This is a genomic window from Pseudomonas sp. SAS7, from assembly GCF_052112345.1.
Classification (GTDB): Bacteria; Pseudomonadota; Gammaproteobacteria; order Pseudomonadales; family Pseudomonadaceae; genus Aquipseudomonas; species Aquipseudomonas putida_Q.
Genome location: NZ_JBEGGO010000004.1, coordinates 357,714 through 373,654, shown reverse-complemented (window position 1 = coordinate 373,654; position 15,941 = coordinate 357,714). Strand labels below are relative to the sequence as shown.

Sequence of the window (15,941 nt, the reverse complement as noted above, 5' to 3'; positions counted from 1 at the left end):
AACCATGATCCCTGTAGGAGCGGCCTTGTGCCGCGAAAGGGCCGCAAAGCGGCCCCATTTCACGCATTGAATGCCGAGCGATATTCCCCAGGTGTTGCACCAAGCGCCTGCCGGAACCGGTTGCTGAAATGGCTGGCACTGGCAAACCCGCACAAAAGGGCAATCTCCCCCAGCGGCATCACGCCCAGCTGCAGCAGCTGGCAGGCCCGGTGCAGTCGCCGGGCCAGCAGGTACTGGTGCGGCGGTAGGCCGAAACTGCTGCGGAACATGCGCGCAAAGTGGTACTCGGACAGGTTGCAGCGCAAGGCCAGTTCGCCCAGGGTAATCGGCTGGTCCAGGTGCGCCTCGATGTAGTCAACCAGTTGTCGGCGCAGGTTTGGCGCCAGCCCGCCTTTCAGGCGCAGGCCTTGGCGCAGCCCGACCTGATTGAGCAGCGCATGGTCGACGATCTCGTGGGCCAGGCTGCTGGCCAGCAAGCGCTCGCCGGGCTCGTCCCAGTCCAGGGTGATCAGTTGGCGAAAGCGCACGGCCTGTTGCGGGTCGTCCAGAAAGGTCGCTTCCTGCAACTGCAGTTCACGCGGTTCCCGGTCGAGCAGGCGCACACAACCCAGGGCGAACTGCACCTCGCTGACATAGAGGTGCGCCAGGCGGATTGCACCATTGACCACCCAGTTCGACTCCTGCCCGGCCGGCATCACGCACAGCTTGCCGGGCGCGCCCTTGTCGGCCGGGCGCTGGCGGCGAAAGGTGCCGGTGCCGTCAGCGATGTAGCACGACAGGGTGTGGTGGGTGGGGGCCTGATAGTCGCGGGCATCGTCGCGGTTGCTCCACAGCGCCGCGGCCAGCCCATCGCCCAGGTGCGCGCTCAGTTCCAGCCTGGCATGGGGAGAGGCATGCATGGCGTTGAACACTTGCAGTTGGGTGAGTGTCGTCATGGGCGGGTCCTCTTGCCAGCCATCCTACTGCGCCTTGCATCGAGTGGCATCTACCGGCAAAGGAAAAGCGCAAGTTTGTGCAAGCGCCAGGCGCCGCACAGGGCAAACACTGGTGGCGCACTGGCGAGGGCCGCGGCCCCGGTGTGAATGGACGACCGCTTGAGGAGCCCCACCCATGAACCTGTCACTCTACCTGCTTACCGTCCTGATCTGGGGCACCACCTGGATCGCCTTGAAGCTCCAGCTGGGCGTTGTCGCCATCCCGGTTTCGATCGTTTATCGCTTTGCCTTGGCGGGCCTCATCCTGTTCGCCATCCTGCTGCTCACCCGTCGCCTGCAACCCATGAACCGCCGCGGCCACCAGATCTGCCTGGCCCAGGGCTTGTGCCTGTTCTGCGTCAATTTCATGTGCTTCCTCACTGCCAGCCAGTGGATTGCCAGTGGCCTGATCGCCGTGGTGTTCTCCACTGCAACCCTGTGGAACGCACTTAACGCGCGGGTGTTCTTCGGCCAGAAGATCGCCGCCAATGTGCTGGGCGGCGGTGCCCTGGGCCTGCTCGGCCTGGGGCTGCTGTTCTGGCCAGAGCTGTCCCACCATGCCGCCAGCCGCGAGACCCTGTTCGGGCTCGGCCTGGCCCTGCTCGGCACGTTGTGTTTCTCGGCGGGCAACATGCTGTCGAGCATGCAGCAGAAGGCCGGGCTCAAGCCCATGACCACCAATGCCTGGGGCATGGTCTACGGGGCCGCCATGCTGATGGTTTATTGCCTGTTCAGCGGCATTCCTTTCACCATGGAGTGGAACACCCGCTACATCGGTTCGCTGATGTACCTGGTGATTCCGGGTTCGGTGATCGGCTTCACTGCCTACCTGACCCTGGTCGGGCGCATGGGGCCGGAGCGGGCAGCCTATTGCACGGTGCTGTTCCCGTTGGTGGCGTTGAATGTGTCGGCGGTGGCCGAAGGGTATCAGTGGACGGCGCCGGCCTTGTTGGGGCTGGTGGCGGTGATGGCGGGGAATGTGCTGGTGTTTCGCAAGCCCAAGGCCAAGGTGGCTGACGGTATTTTGGTGGCCAAATAGATAATCTGTTGCCTGTACCGGCCTCTTCGCGGGTGAACCCGCTCCCACAGGTATTGCACAGGTCCTGAGGGCTGTGGAGTACCTGTGGGAGCGGGTTTACCCGCGAAGAGGCCGGTGCAGGCAACGAATAACTATCAGCCCTTCCACACCTGCGGGTTCACCAGGTCCCGCGGCCGCTCACCCAGCAGCGCTGCGCGCAGGTTCTCCATCGCACGGTTGGCCATGGCCTCACGGGTTTCGGCAGTGGCCGAACCGATGTGCGGCAAGGTCAGCGCATTGGGCAGCTTGAACAGCGGCGAATCGCTCAGCGGCTCTTTCTCGTACACATCCAGGCCTGCTCCACGAATGGTGCCGCTCTGCAGGGCTTCGATCAGCGCGGCTTCGTCCACCACCGGCCCGCGGGCGATGTTGATCAGGAACGCGCTTGGTTTCATCAGTTTCAGCTCACGCGCACCGATCAGCTTGCGGGTGGCGTCAGACAATGGCACCACAATGACCACGAAGTCCGCTTCTGCCAGCAGCTGCTCCAGGCTGCGGAACTGCGCGCCCAGCTCTTGCTCCAGCGCGGTCTTGCGGCTGTTGCCCGCGTAGATGACCGGCATGTTGAAGCCGAACCGGCCGCGACGGGCAATGGCGGCTCCGATATTGCCCATGCCGACGATGCCCAGCGTCTTGCCATGCACATCGCTGCCGAAGAGGGCCGGGCCCACGGTGGCCTGCCAGTTGCCGGCCTTGGTCCAGGCATCCAGTTCGGCAGTGCGGCGGGCGCAGCCCATGACCAGCGAGAAGCCCAGGTCGGCGGTGCTTTCGGTGAGCACGTCGGGGGTATTGGTCAGGGCGATGCCGCGCTCGTTGAAGTAGTCCAGGTCATAGTTGTCGTAGCCAACCGACACGCTGGACACCACCTCCAGCCTGGCCGCGCCTTCAAGCTGCGCACGGCCCAGCTTGCGGCCGACACCGATCAGGCCGTGGGCCTCAGGCAGGGCTTCGTTGAACTGGGCGTTGATGTCGCCCAGCTTGGGGTTGGGCAAAATCACGTTGAAGTCTTGCTGCAGGCGCTCGGCCATGGCCGGGGTGATGCGGCTGAAGGCCAGGACGGTCTTTTTCATCGGGCAACTTCTCTGCAAGGCGGGGGTAGGTAATGGTTAGCAACCTACCATTGTCCACCCCCGCAATGCAGCAGCTTTTTAGTTGGCGATCAGCACCTGATGGGTTTTCAGGTCGGCCTCATGGGCCGCGAGAATCTCCGGCAGCGAGTTGCGCAGGTACTCGACCCAGGTCTTGATCTTGGCGTCCAGGTACTGCCGGGACGGGTAGATGGCGTACAGGTTCAGCTCCTGCAGGCGATATTCGGGCAGCACCCGCACCAGGCTGCCATCACGCAGGCCATCAATGGCCGAATAGATCGGCAGCACGCCTACGCCCATGCCGCTGCGGATGGCAGTCTTCATGGCATCGGCGGTATTGACCATGAACGGCGAACTGGTGATGTTGACCATCTCCTGGCCTTCCGGGCCGTCAAACAGCCATTTTTCCAGCGGGATCACCGGGCTGACCATGCGCAGGCAGGCGTGCTTGAGCAGGTCGGCGGGCTTTTGCGCGCTGCCGTGGCGGGCGATGTAGTCGGGCGAGGCGCAGACGATGCTGTAGGTGATGCCCAGGCGCTGCGACACGAACCCCGAGTCGGGCAGTTCGGTGGCCAGCACGATGGACACGTCATAGCCCTCGTCGAGCAGGTCGGGCACGCGGTTGGCCATGGTCAGGTCGAAGGTGACGTCCGGGTGCGATTCGCGGTAGCGGGCAATGGCATCGACCACGAAGTGCTGGCCCACCCCGGTCATCGAGTGCACCTTCAACTGCCCGGCCGGGCGGGCATGGGCATCGCTGGCTTCGGCTTCGGCTTCTTCCACATAGGTAAGAATCTGTTCGCAGCGCATCAGGTAGCGCTTGCCGGCCTCGGTCAGCGCAATGCGGCGGGTGGTACGGTTGAGCAGCCTTGTTTGCAGATGGGCTTCCAGGTTGGAGACCGCCCGCGACACGTTCGCGGTGGTCGTATCCAGTTGCGCGGCAGCAGCGGTAAAGCTGCCAAGCTGGGCTACGCAACTGAAAGCACGCATGTTTTGCAGGGTGTCCATGGGTCACTCTCGATGTAGAGGACAAAATTGTGTCACGAAGTAACGCAGAAAAGCTGAAAAGTTGCCTTCGACCAAAGGCGGATTATCGCTGTTTTGGTAACAAAGATTCGCAGGAATCTGCGCTTATCGCCAGTGCTGCCGCCCCCTAGAATTGCCCAGCCCCCTTCACCTCTTCCTCGGGAAATCGCAGCTGTGCCGCGTCGCATCATCAGAACGCTCAATGCGTTCAGTGCCTGTGCCCTTGCCCTCACCTTGAGTGGCTGTATCGGAACCTGGGGCATCGCCCCGCAAAGCAAGACGCTGCAAGCCAATACCTTGACCACCGACGCAGCCATACGCGAAGCCGCGACCGACGCCCATTGGCCCGACCAGCAGTGGTGGCACGCCTATGGCGACCCGCAGCTGGATCGCTGGATTACCCTGGCCATAGCCGGCAGCCCGAGCCTGGCCATGGCCGCAGCGCGGGTACGTGAGGCCAAGGCCATGGCCGGCGTGGTCGAGTCGGCGGAAAAGCTCCAGGGCAATGGCCAGGCCACGCTCAAACGCCACAACTGGCCTGAAGACCAGTTCTACGGCCCGGGCGCGCTGTCGGGCGCCAACACCTGGGACAACAACGCCGCCATCGGCTTCAGCTACGCCCTCGACCTGTGGGGACGCGAGCGCAATGCCAGCGAGCAGGCCGTCGACCAGGCACACATGAGCGTGGCCGAGGCCCGCCAGGCGCAGCTGGAGTTGCAGAACAACGTGGTGCGCGCCTATATCCAGCTGAGCCTGCATTTTGCCCAGCGCGATATCGTCAAGGCCGAACTGGAGCAGCAGGAACAGATCCTGGCCCTGGCCAAGCGCCGCCTGGATGCCGGTATCGGCACTCATTTCGAAGTCAGCCAGGCCGAAGCGCCGCTGCCGGAAACCCACCGTCAGCTCGACAGCCTGAACGAAGAAATTGCCCTGACCCGCAACCAGCTGGCCGCACTGGCCGGCAAGGGCCCGGGGGAGGGCGCGCAATTGCAGCGCCCGGCCCTGGCCTTGGCCGCACCGTTGAAACTGCCATCGAACCTGCCTGCCGAACTGGTCGGCCAGCGCCCCGATGTGGTCGCCAGCCGCTGGCAGGTGGCTGCCCAGGCGCGTGGCATCGACGTCGCCCACGCCGGCTTCTTCCCCAACGTCGACCTGGTCGGCAGCCTGGGCTTCATGGCCACCGGCGGGGGGCCGCTGGAATTCCTGACCGGGCGCAAATTCAACTACAACGTCGGCCCGGCCATCAGCTTGCCGATCTTTGACGGTGGTCGCCTGCGTTCAGAACTGGGTGTGGCCTCGGCGGGGTATGACGTGGCTGTGGCGCGCTACAACCAGACCGTGGTGGAGGCACTGAAGAACATCTCCGACCAGTTGATCCGCCGCGAGTCGATGAAAGAGCAGTCGCACTTCGCTGCCGAGTCGGTTGCCGCCGCGCAGAAAACCTATGACATCGCCATGGTCGCCTTTCAGCGCGGCCTTACCGACTACCTGAACGTGCTCAACGCGCAGACTTTGCTGTTCCGCCAGCAACAGGTGCAGCAGCAGGTGCAGGCCGCCCGCCTGATCGCCCATGCCGAGCTGGTCACCGCCCTGGGTGGTGGCCTGCAGGCCGGTCAGGATGCGCCGAAAGAGGAACGCCAGGCCGCGCCGAAAACCCCGGCCACCCTGGCCATTTTCGACAAGAAGCCGGATAACGCCGAATGAGCACTTCCAGTTTGCCCGTGCGCTGGCTGCAAAGCCTGGAATGGCGCCGGGGCTTCTTTGCCTGGGCGCGCACCGACGGCGTGACCTGGGTATATATCTTCAAGGTGCTGGCCGCCGCGTTCATCACCCTGTGGCTGGCCATGCGCCTGGAGCTGCCGCAACCGCGCACGGCGATGATCACCGTGTTCATCGTCATGCAGCCGCAAAGCGGGCATGTGTTCGCCAAGAGCTTCTACCGGGTGCTCGGCACCCTCGCCGGGTCGGCGATGATGGTGGCGCTGATTGCCATCTTCCCGCAGAACACCGAGCTGTTCCTGCCCAGCCTGGCCCTGTGGGTAGGCCTGTGCTCGGCCGGCGCCATGCGCTACCGCACCTTCCGCGCCTATGGCTTTGTGCTGGCCGGCTACACCGCTGCGATGATCGGCCTGCCGGTGCTGCAGCACCCCGACCAGGCGTTCATGGCCGCGGTATGGCGGGTGCTGGAAATTGCCCTGGGCATTCTGGTGTCGACCTTCGTCAGTGCCGCAATCCTGCCGCAGTCGGCCAGTGCTGCCATGCGCAACGCCTTGTACCAGCGCTTTGGCGTGTTTGCCGGGGTAGTGGTCGAGGCGCTGCGTGGCGATAGCCAGAAGGACCGTTTCGAGAGCAGCAACGTGCGCTTCGTTGCCGAGGCGGTGGGCCTTGAGAGCCTGCGCAACGTCACCGCCTTCGAAGACCCGCACATGCGCCGTCGCAGTGGCCGGCTGGTACGGATGAACAGCGAATTCATGGCCATTACCACACGCTTCAATGCCCTGCATCGCCTGCTGGAGCGCCTGCGCGCCCGCGGCCCGCTGCAGATCGTCAGTGCCATCGAACCGGGCCTGAACACCCTGGTGGAGCTGCTGCAGCCTTACGTGGGCCGGGCGTTGACCGACGCCGATGCACTGCGCCTGACCCTGGAGCTGGCGGCCTACAAGGAAGGCCTGCAAGCCCAGGTGCGCGGGCTACGCGCCGAGTACCTGGCGACCGAGCCCAGCGAATCCGACCTGCTCGACTTCCACACTGCGTTCGAACTGCTGTACCGCTTCGTCGACGAGATGTACAGCTACGCCGAAACCCACGCCTCGCTGGCTGCGCACAAGCACGAACGCGAGCAGTGGGACGAGCCCTACGTGGCGCAGACCAGCTGGCTGGTGTCGCTGGCTGCGGGTATCCGCGCCTCGGCGGTGCTGTTGCTGCTGGGCAGCTACTGGCTGCTCAGTGACTGGCCCAGTGGCGCCATGATGACCCTGATCGCCACCGTCACCGTGGGCCTCTCGGCGGCCTCGCCGAACCCCAAGCGCATGTCGTTCCAGATGGCCTGCGGCACCGCCATCGGCGCTTTCATCGGCTTTTTCGAAACCTTCTTCGTGTTCCCCTGGATCGACGGCTTCCCGCTGCTGTGCATGGTGCTGGCGCCGGTGTTCGTGCTGGGCGCGTTTCTCTCGTCACGCCCGGCCTATGCCGGTTACGGCATCGGCCTGCTGGTGTTCTTTGCGATTGGCTCGGTGCCCAACAACCTGACGGTGTATGACCCGTACACCTTCATCAACGACTACATCGGCATGGTCATCGGCATGTTTGTCTGCGCCGCCGCCGGGGCGATCATCCTGCCGCCCAACAGCCGCTGGTTGTGGAGCCGCCTGGAGCAAGAGCTGCGCGAGCAGGTGCTGTTTGCCATCAGCGGGCGCCTGCGTGGCATCGGCACGGCCTTCGAAAGCCGCACCCGCGACCTGTTGCACCAGGCCTATGGCCTGGCGGCCGGCAAGCCGCAGGTGCAGAGCCAGCTGATGGGCTGGATGTTCACCGTGCTGGAAATCGGCCACGCCGTGATCGAGCTGCGCAAGGAACAAGCCCGCGCACCGGTGCACCCGGCCTACGCCGAGTCACAGCCGTGGCGCCAGGCCATCCGCGTCATGGGCCGTGCCCTGACGCGGTTGTTCTTGCAGCCCAGTGCCAGCAACCACGAACGCGCCCTGGTCGCCGTGGACCATGCCATTGCCCGCGTGCAGGCCACCGACGAACCGTTCGCCCGGCACTTCGACACCTCGGTACTGCGCCGCGCGCAAAGCTACCTGCACTTCATCCGTTCCTCTTTGCTCGACCCACAGTCGCCGTTGGCACCGGCGAAAGGATTGCACCATGCCCCGTGAGATCGCCTTCCATGGCGTGTACATGCCCACCATGACCTTGATGTTCCTGTTCGCCCTGGGCCTGGCCTGGGGCCTGGACCGGTTCATTGCCAGCCATGATGGCTACCGCTTCTTCTGGCACCCGGCGCTGTTGCGCCTGAGCCTGTTCGTCTGCCTGTTCGGCGCCATGGCGCTGACTGTCTACTGGTGAGAATCCTTCGATGAAAAAGTTCTTCAGCCTGATCGCCACCCTGCTGGTGCTGGTCGCTGCCGTGGCCATCGGTCGCCAGCTGTGGCTGCACTACATGACCACGCCATGGACCCGCGACGGCCGCGTGCGCGCCGACATCATCAACGTCGCCGCCGACGTACCGGGTTACGTGGTGGATGTGCCGGTCAAGGACAACCAGCGGGTGAAGAAGGGCGACCTGCTGATCCAGATCGACCCCGAGCACTACCAGTTGGCGGTCGACCAGGCCAAGGCCATGGTCGCCTCGCGCAAGGCCACCTGGGAAATGCGCAAGGTCAACGCCAAGCGCCGTGCCGACATGGACAACCTGGTGATCTCCAAGGAAAACCGCGACGACGCCAGCAACATCGCCAACTCCGCCCAGGCCGATTACCAGCAAGCCCTTGCTGAGCTGGCGGCAGCCGAGCTGAACCTCAAGCGTACGCATATCGTCGCCACGGTGGATGGCTACGTGACCAACCTGAATATCCACAAGGGCGACTATGCGCGCACGGGTGAGGCGGTGATGGCGGTGGTCGACGAAAATTCGTTCTGGGTCTACGGGTTCTTCGAGGAAACCAAGCTGCCCCACGTGAAGGTGGGTGACCAGGCCGAGTTGCAGATGATGAGCGGCGAGCGCATCAAAGGGCATGTGGAGAGCATCGCCCGCGGTATCTACGACCGCGACAACCCACAAAGCCGCGAGCTGATCGCCGACGTGAACCCGACGTTCAACTGGGTGCGGTTGGCGCAGCGGGTGCCGGTGCGGATCCACATTGATGAAGTGCCGGAAGGGTTTTTGCTGGCGGCGGGGACGACGTGTACGGTGGTAGTCAAGCCTGGCGAAGGTTGACCTTCGCAACCATCCCGGCCTCCCGCATCATCTCATCTGTGGGGAGCCCTGCTGATGCATGCGTATTAGCCAGTCGGCTCAATCTGCGGCAGCCTCTTGCAGCAACTGGTCCCAATCGTCCGGTGGGTGGCCGCTATGCAACATCTTTTGAAAGACCTTGTAAGCATCGTCGCTACTTTCGTAGGCCCGCTTGCTCGACTCGTCATTGACCCAGGCCAGCACGATGATCCTGCTGGGGGTGTGGTAGCGGAAGAACAACCGGTACTGCTGGAAGAACTTTGCTCTGAACCAGTGCTTGTGGTCACCGCCAAGTGTTGCCCCTTGCCGGTATTCGGGTTTGGTCGGGTCTTGAGGGATTACATCGAACGCCAACCGCCGGATGGCGGCCAGCCTTTTAAAGGCATTTCTTTTCGTATAGCCCATTGGGTCTTTGTCGCGTTGAGCCTCGACTTGAGCGCTTAGCGCGTCCAATTTGGCCAGGAACAGCGGGTGGGCAATTACAGTCCATCCATGAATAACCAGAGGCTTCCTGCTCGCATCACTCATTCATCGTCCGCCGACAGAGGTTGATCCAGGTCGACCTCCGTGTCGCCGACAAGCTTGTCGAGGCGCGCGATGAGGCCAGCATCGACAACCTGCAGCCGTTGAGGGTTGGTAGCGATATCGTGTGCCAGGAAATCCAGAAATTTGCCCAGTACCGGATCGTCCTCGGTTGCCTCTGCGCGGGTGAGTATCACCCCACCGTCAGGGCGAATCGAGTAATGGATCTTGTCACGTTTTTTCAAGCCCAAGGCGCGCCGCACCGTTTCGGGGACAGTGGTTTGATAGCGATCGGTGAGTGTGGACTCGACATCGAAGGTGGCAGCCATGGGTAATGTCCTGGGGGTGACAGCGATACAGTCCAAGGTAATGCGATTGCATTGCCTCGTCAATGCAGGTGCATTACCACGGTGATGAGCGGTCAGGCAGAGCCCACCAACACTGGCATGTCTACCCGGTCAATTACCTTCGCGCTGATAGACGGGTCCAGCAGCCGCCCCAACCGCGACAGGTGGCGGTGGCCCATGATGATCAGTTCGCAGTTCAATGCCTGCGCCTTGGCCACAATCGCTTCAACCGGCTGGCCGGCCACCATGCAACCCTGGCTGGTGAAGCCGGCTTGCTGTAACTCGCGCACGGCCTCGGCTACGGCGTGGTCGGCATGCTGCTGTTCCTCGCAGGCGGCGGGGTATTCCTCCAGTTCCTCGGCGGTGTAGGGCGCGGGTTGCTCATGCACGGCGAAGGTGGAGTCGATGGCCAGCAGCACGTGCAGTTCGTGTTCGCCGGGGCGGCAGTAGCGGCGGGCGAGGGTGAGCAGGGTGCTGGAAGCGGGGGAGGCGTCGATGGCGATCAGGATGGGGCTGGGCATTGGAGATCCTTGTACAAGGCTGGCTGAATGGGTGCCTGTTCTAGCCTCTTCGCGGGTAAACCCGCTCCCACAGGTACTCCACAGTATTTCCAACCTGCGCAGTCCCTGTGGGAGCGGGTTTACCCGCGAAGAGGGCGAACCTGCCATGCCACATTCTTGGCTCAGTCCACTCAGTGAATAAATGCCCCACCACGCAAGAGCGCATTGCGTCTGATGCAATCCATCAACCTGCTACCATCGCGTTTCCTACAGCTGTAATGGAAAACGGCCATGCAACTCCCGGACATGAACCTGCTCGTCGCCCTCGATGCCTTGCTCGACGAGGGCAGCGTGGTGGGCGCGGCGCAGCGCATGAACCTGAGCCCGGCGGCCATGAGCCGGACATTGGGGCGTATCCGCGATGCCTTGGGCGACCCGATCCTGGTGCGCGCCGGCCGTGGCCTGGTGCCGACGCCGCGCGCGTTGGCCCTGCGCGAGCAGGTGCATGGCCTGGTAGAGCAGGCCGGGCAGGTGTTTCGCAGCCGTGACGATGTCGACCTGGTCAACCTGGACCGTGCCTTCAACATCCGCACCAACGATTTGTTCATTGCCCTGTATGGCGCCCAGCTGCTGCGCATGATGCTGGCCCAGGCGCCGCGTACGGTGTTGCGGTTCGTCCCGGAGGGCAGTGGTGACGATGATGCAGTGCTGCGCAACGGGCATATCGACCTGATCATCAGCTCGGCCATTGAGCTGGGCCCGGAAATCAAGGTGCAGAGCCTGTTCAATACTTACTTTGTAGGCCTGGCGCGTGTAGGCCACCCGATCTTCGACGCCCCGATCACCCCTGAGCGTTTTGCCGCCTACCCGCAGATCAGCGTGTCTCGTCGCGGTCGTGCCAACGGGCCGATCGATGTGGCGTTGGCCAACCACAAGGTGGAGCGGCGTGTGGCACTGATCACCACCAGCTTCCACTCGGCGATGTTCTCGCTGCCGGATTCGGACCTGATCCTGCCGATACCCGCCAATATCCTCAACAGTGTGCAGCGGCTAAAGCTGCCATTGCGCTCGTTCGAGATCCCGGTGCCGTTGGAGAAGGTCAATGTGATGCAGGCGTGGCACCCGCGCTTCGACAATGACCCCGCGCACCGTTGGTTGCGCCAGACGTTGAAAGCGTGTGGTCGCATAGACCCGTGATTCAGGCATGGATTGCGTCTGACGCAATATAAAACTACCGACAAGTCAGTTTTCGTCAGCATTCGACCTTCTTAAACTTGCCCCAGCCCTGAAATTGTTGCTGGAGATGTATTCCCATGAGTTCCCTGACCGCGCCCTCCGCGGCGCTGGCCGCCGCCCCCGCGCCGGCCGCACCTGCGCAGACGGCGTTTGGCCTGCAGGTGGTGGTCGGGCTGTTCGGTGTGTTGCTGGCCGTGCTGTGTGCAGGCCTCAACGAGTCGGTCACCAAGATTTCCCTTGCCGATATCCGCGGTGCCATGGGCATCGGTGCCGATGAGGGTGCCTGGCTGCTGGCCGTGTACAGCGCCGCATCGGTCTCGGCCATGGCCTTTGCGCCGTGGTTGGCCACCACTTTCTCGCTGCGGCGCTTCACCATGAGCGCCATCGCCCTGTTCGCCGTGCTCGGCCTGCTGCAACCGTTCGCCCCCAACCTGCACAGCCTGATGCTGCTGCGTGTGCTGCAAGGCTTTGCCTCGGGTGCCTTGCCACCGATGCTGATGAGCGTGGCCCTGCGCTTTTTGCCGCCCGGTATCAAGGTCTATGGTCTGGCCTGCTACGCCCTGACTGCCACTTTCGGCCCCAACCTCGGCACGCCACTGGCGGGGCTGTGGACCGAATACGTCGGCTGGCAATGGGCGTTCTGGCAGATCGTCCTGCCTTCGGCGCTGGCCATGCTCTGCGTCGGTTGGGGCCTGCCGCAGGACCCACTGCGCCTGGAGCGTTTCAAACAGTTCGACTGGCGTGGCGTGCTGCTCGGCCTGCCGGCCATCAGCTGCATTGTGCTGGGCCTGTCGCTGGGCGACCGCTGGGGCTGGTTCGACTCGCCGCTGATCTGCTGGTTGCTGGGCGGTGGCCTGCTGTTGCTGGTGCTGTTCATGTACAACGAGTGGTCCGAGCCGCTGCCGTTCTTCCAGTTGCGCATGCTGCAGCGGCGCAACCTGAGTTTTGCCCTGGTGACCCTGGCCGGTGTGCTGGTCGTGCTGTCGGGCGTGGGCAGCATCCCGTCGGCCTACCTGGCACAGATCCAGGGTTACCGCCCGGCGCAGACCAGCCCGCTGATGATGCTGGTGGCCATGCCGCAGTTGATCGCCCTGCCGCTGACTGCGGCGCTGTGCAACATCCGTGCGGTGGACTGCCGCTGGGTGCTGGGCATCGGCCTGGCGATGCTGGCGGTGTCCTGTGTCGGCAGCAGCCTGATGACCAGCGAGTGGATCCGTGGCGACTTCTACCCGTTCTACCTGCTGCAGGTGTTCGGCCAGCCGATGGCGGTGCTGCCGTTGCTGATGCTGTCCACCAACGGCATGACCCCGCAGGAGGGCCCGTTCGCCTCCAGCTGGTTCAACACCGTGAAAGGCCTGGCTGCAGTGATCGCCGGTGGCCTGCTGGATGCCCTTGGCACCCTGCGCCGGCACTTCCATTCCAACCACCTGGTGGACAGCCTGGGCAACGCCCCGCTGGTCGACGACAGCGCTGCGGGCCTGGCCAAGCGCGTCCACGACCAGGCGCTGGTACTGACCTCGGCCGACCTTTATCTGGTCATGGCCTGCATCGCCGTAGCCCTGATCTGCCTGATTCCTTTCGTGCCTACCCGGGTCTATCCGCCGCGTGCGGTGGCCTGAACCCTGGATGAATTCGAGAACACCTGAAATGACCAACAACCGCAAAACCCTGTTCATTGGCTCGGTGCTGGCCGTGGCCGTGCTGGCTGGCATCGTCGGCCCCTGGATGTTTGGCAGCGACCATCGCCAGAGCACCAACGACGCCTATGTGATCGCCGACTACACCGTGGTCGCGCCCAAGGTGGCTGGCTTTATCAAGGAAGTGCTGGTGGAGGACAACCAGCAGGTTACGGCCGGCCAGTTGCTGGCGACCATCGACCCCCGCGATTACCAGGCCGCCCTGGACGCCGCACAGGCGCAGTTGCTGGTGGCTCAGGCGCAAAGCGCCGATGCCCGCGCCACCCTTGAGCGCCAGGCATCGTTGATTGCCCAGGCCGAGGCTGCTGTCAAAGCCGCCCAGGCCGAAGCGGCGTTCGCTGACCACGAGGTCAACCGCTACAGCCGCCTGGCCGAGCAGGGCGCCGGTACTGTGCAGAACGCCCAGCAGGCGCGCAGCGGTGTAGACCAGGCACGCGCACGCCTGGCAAATGCCCAGGCAGCGTTAGTGGCGGCGCGTAAGCAGGTGGACATTCTCACGGCCCAAGTGGCCAGCGCCGATGGCCAGCTGAAACGTGCCGAAGCGGGCGTGGAAAAGGCCCAGCTCGACCTGTCCTACACACGCATTACTGCGCCGGTGGACGGCATGGTCGGCGAGCGCGCACTGCGCATAGGCGCCTACGTCAACCCGGGTGCCCGCCTGCTGTCGGTGGTGCCGTTGCAACAGGCCTATGTGGTCGGCAACTTCCAGGAAACCCAGCTGACCCACGTGCAGCCTGGCCAGCCCGTCAGTATCAGCGTCGACACCTTCTCCGGCGAGAAGCTGCAAGGCCATGTGGAAAGCATCGCCCCGGCCACCGGCGTCACCTTCGCCGCCGTCAAACCGGACAACGCCACTGGCAACTTCACCAAGGTAGTGCAGCGCATTCCGGTGAAGATCGTCTTCGATGACGGCCAGCCGCTGCTGACCCGTCTGCGTGTGGGCATGTCGGTAGAAGCGACCATCGATACCCGTGGCGACAAGCTGGACGGCAAAGAGGTAAGCGCACGATGAAACGGGCATTACGCTTGAGCCCGTTGCTGCTGGCCGTGTTGCTGGCCGGCTGCACCATGGGCCCGGACTTCTTGCGCCCCGACAGCCAGGCACCGCAGCAATGGGCGCCGCTGCAAGGCGAAGCGGCGGCCAGCCAGCCGCAGGCCGAACCGCTGGAACTGCGCTGGTGGGAAACCTTCCATGACGCACACCTCAGTGCCTTGATCCAGCGCGTTGCCGAGCGCAACCTCGACCTGCAAATGGCCAGTGCACGGTTGCTGCAAAGCCGCGCCCTGCGCAGTACCGTGGCCGCCGATGAAGTGCCGTCGGTGGATGCAAACGCCGGCTACAGCCGCGCCCGCAACAGCGCCGAAGGCCTGAGCGATCCGTCTGGCAAGGCGGGCAAAGCGGCGTACAACCTTTGGCAAGGCGACCTGGTGGCCGGTTGGGAACTGGACCTGTGGGGCCGCGTGCGGCGCCAGGTCGAGGCTGCCGATGCCACCGTCGAAGTGGCCGAGAACGACCGCCGCGGGGTGCTGCTGGCCCTGCTCTCGGAAACTGCCGGCAATTACATCCAGCTGCGCGCCGTGCAGCACACCCTGGATGTGACGCAGGACAACCTCAAGGTTGCCCAGCATAGCCTGAAGCTTTCCCAGAACCGCCAGGCCGAAGGTGTTGCCACGCGCCTGGATGTGGCCCAGGCCAGCGCCCAGGTTGCTTCGATCGAGTCGCGACTGCCAAGCCTTGAAGCCCGCCGTGATGACCTGATCAACGCGCTCAGCCTGCTTGCCGCCGAACCGCCGCGCAGCTTGCAGGCCCAATTGCTGCAGGGCGGCGAGCTGCCTGCGCCGCAGCAGAAGTTCGCCATCGGCGTGCCGTCCGAATTGGCCGAGCGCCGCCCTGACATCCGCCAGGCCGAAGCCCGCCTGCATGCCGCCACTGCCAGCATTGGCGTGGCCAAGGCGGATTTCTACCCGAGCATCCGGCTGTCGGGCAGTGTCGGCTTCCAGGCCATGCAGCTGTCTGATTTCGGTGGCTGGGATTCGCGCCGTTTTGCCTTCGGGCCGCAGCTGTCGCTGCCGATCTTCGAGGGCGGCCGGCTCAAGGGCACCCTGGAACTGCGCGAGGCGCAGCAGCAGGAAGCGGCGCTGAACTACCGCAAGGTGGTGCTTGGGGCCTGGCATGAAATTGACGATGTGCTGCGCCTGTACAACGCCAGCCAATTGCGCCGTGACCACCTGGCCGAAGCGGTGCGACAGAACCGAATCGCTTTGGAAACTGCCCAGCGCCAGTATGTGGAAGGGGCGGTGGACTTTCTCAATGTGCTGACGGTGCAGGGTGCATTGCTGGCCAGCGAGGAGCAGTGGATCGACAGCTCGGCGGCGGTGTCGCAGGCGTTGGTGGGGCTTTACAAGGCCTTGGGTGGTGGCTGGCAGGCGTTTGATGAGCAGCCCGCGAAGAAAGCGTAAAGGTAGGGGCCGCTTTGCGGCCCAACGCGGCACAAGGCCGCTCCTACAGGCGATCG

General features: G+C 64.0%; 15 protein-coding genes. 9 read left to right on the top strand and 6 right to left on the bottom strand.

The annotated features are described in order from the left end of the window. Positions 1–59: 59 nt before the first annotated feature. The gene (locus tag ABI582_RS09735; protein ID WP_442119059.1) at positions 60–935 is read right to left on the bottom strand and encodes a helix-turn-helix domain-containing protein; all 876 of its coding nucleotides are present in this window, start codon (positions 933–935) and stop codon (positions 60–62) included. A 175-nt stretch (positions 936–1,110) separates the two neighbouring features. Between ABI582_RS09735 and ABI582_RS09730 the strand changes: the two genes are divergently transcribed. Then, on the top strand, positions 1,111–2,013 hold the full coding sequence (locus ABI582_RS09730) for a DMT family transporter (RefSeq protein ID WP_061202747.1): 903 nt from the start codon (positions 1,111–1,113) through the stop codon (positions 2,011–2,013). 134 nt (positions 2,014–2,147) lie between these two features. Here the strand turns inward: ABI582_RS09730 and ABI582_RS09725 are convergent, their stop codons facing one another. Both ABI582_RS09725 and ABI582_RS09720 read right to left on the bottom strand, forming a co-directional pair. Further along, positions 2,148–3,122, bottom strand: coding sequence for a 2-hydroxyacid dehydrogenase (locus ABI582_RS09725; RefSeq protein WP_442119058.1), 975 nt, complete (start codon positions 3,120–3,122; stop codon positions 2,148–2,150). A gap of 78 nt (positions 3,123–3,200) precedes the next feature. After that, positions 3,201–4,148 carry a LysR family transcriptional regulator gene (locus tag ABI582_RS09720; RefSeq protein WP_016497987.1) on the bottom strand — a complete coding sequence of 316 codons (948 nt, stop codon included), beginning with the start codon at positions 4,146–4,148 and terminating at the stop codon, positions 3,201–3,203. A gap of 192 nt (positions 4,149–4,340) precedes the next feature. Here ABI582_RS09720 and ABI582_RS09715 point away from each other — a divergent pair, with 192 nt between their 5' ends. From ABI582_RS09715 to ABI582_RS09700, 4 genes are read left to right on the top strand one after another with little or no spacing between them, the layout of a single operon-like run. Next, positions 4,341–5,870: an efflux transporter outer membrane subunit gene (locus tag ABI582_RS09715; RefSeq protein WP_442119057.1), complete on the top strand. Its 1,530-nt coding sequence runs from the start codon at positions 4,341–4,343 to the stop codon at positions 5,868–5,870. Beyond that, the gene (locus ABI582_RS09710) at positions 5,867–8,044 is read left to right on the top strand and encodes an FUSC family protein (RefSeq protein ID WP_041167558.1); all 2,178 of its coding nucleotides are present in this window, start codon (positions 5,867–5,869) and stop codon (positions 8,042–8,044) included. The genes ABI582_RS09715 and ABI582_RS09710 overlap by 4 nt, the downstream gene beginning before the upstream one ends. Further along, positions 8,034–8,234 carry a DUF1656 domain-containing protein gene (locus ABI582_RS09705; RefSeq protein ID WP_009685040.1) on the top strand — a complete coding sequence of 67 codons (201 nt, stop codon included), beginning with the start codon at positions 8,034–8,036 and terminating at the stop codon, positions 8,232–8,234. Before ABI582_RS09710 ends, ABI582_RS09705 begins: the two co-directional genes overlap by 11 nt. Before the next feature lie 10 nt (positions 8,235–8,244). After that, positions 8,245–9,105: an efflux RND transporter periplasmic adaptor subunit gene (locus tag ABI582_RS09700; RefSeq protein ID WP_019473277.1), complete on the top strand. Its 861-nt coding sequence runs from the start codon at positions 8,245–8,247 to the stop codon at positions 9,103–9,105. Between the two features lie 78 nt (positions 9,106–9,183). Here ABI582_RS09700 and ABI582_RS09695 read toward each other — a convergent pair whose 3' ends face one another. The 3 genes from ABI582_RS09695 to ABI582_RS09685 form a co-directional block, all read right to left on the bottom strand. After that, on the bottom strand, positions 9,184–9,651 hold the full coding sequence (locus tag ABI582_RS09695; RefSeq protein ID WP_442119056.1) for a type II toxin-antitoxin system YhaV family toxin: 468 nt from the start codon (positions 9,649–9,651) through the stop codon (positions 9,184–9,186). Further along, entirely contained in the window at positions 9,648–9,974 is a 327-nt protein-coding gene (locus ABI582_RS09690) for a type II toxin-antitoxin system PrlF family antitoxin (RefSeq protein ID WP_442119055.1), read from the bottom strand. Before ABI582_RS09690 ends, ABI582_RS09695 begins: the two co-directional genes overlap by 4 nt. A gap of 92 nt (positions 9,975–10,066) precedes the next feature. Then, positions 10,067–10,513 carry a universal stress protein gene (locus ABI582_RS09685; protein ID WP_442119054.1) on the bottom strand — a complete coding sequence of 149 codons (447 nt, stop codon included), beginning with the start codon at positions 10,511–10,513 and terminating at the stop codon, positions 10,067–10,069. 270 nt (positions 10,514–10,783) lie between these two features. Between ABI582_RS09685 and ABI582_RS09680 the strand changes: the two genes are divergently transcribed. From ABI582_RS09680 to ABI582_RS09665, 4 genes are all read left to right on the top strand, one after another. Then, a complete protein-coding gene (locus ABI582_RS09680; protein WP_016497993.1) occupies positions 10,784–11,689 on the top strand; it encodes a LysR family transcriptional regulator in 906 nt (301 codons plus the stop codon). Positions 11,690–11,805: 116 nt separating this feature from the next. After that, positions 11,806–13,347 (top strand): MFS transporter, encoded by a 1,542-nt coding sequence (locus ABI582_RS09675; protein ID WP_338745163.1) that lies wholly within the window; start codon positions 11,806–11,808, stop codon positions 13,345–13,347. Positions 13,348–13,375: 28 nt separating this feature from the next. Beyond that, positions 13,376–14,437 carry an HlyD family secretion protein gene (locus ABI582_RS09670; RefSeq protein ID WP_049274667.1) on the top strand — a complete coding sequence of 354 codons (1,062 nt, stop codon included), beginning with the start codon at positions 13,376–13,378 and terminating at the stop codon, positions 14,435–14,437. Continuing rightward, the gene (locus ABI582_RS09665) at positions 14,434–15,885 is read left to right on the top strand and encodes an efflux transporter outer membrane subunit (RefSeq protein ID WP_442119053.1); all 1,452 of its coding nucleotides are present in this window, start codon (positions 14,434–14,436) and stop codon (positions 15,883–15,885) included. Before ABI582_RS09670 ends, ABI582_RS09665 begins: the two co-directional genes overlap by 4 nt. Positions 15,886–15,941: the final 56 nt, after the last annotated feature.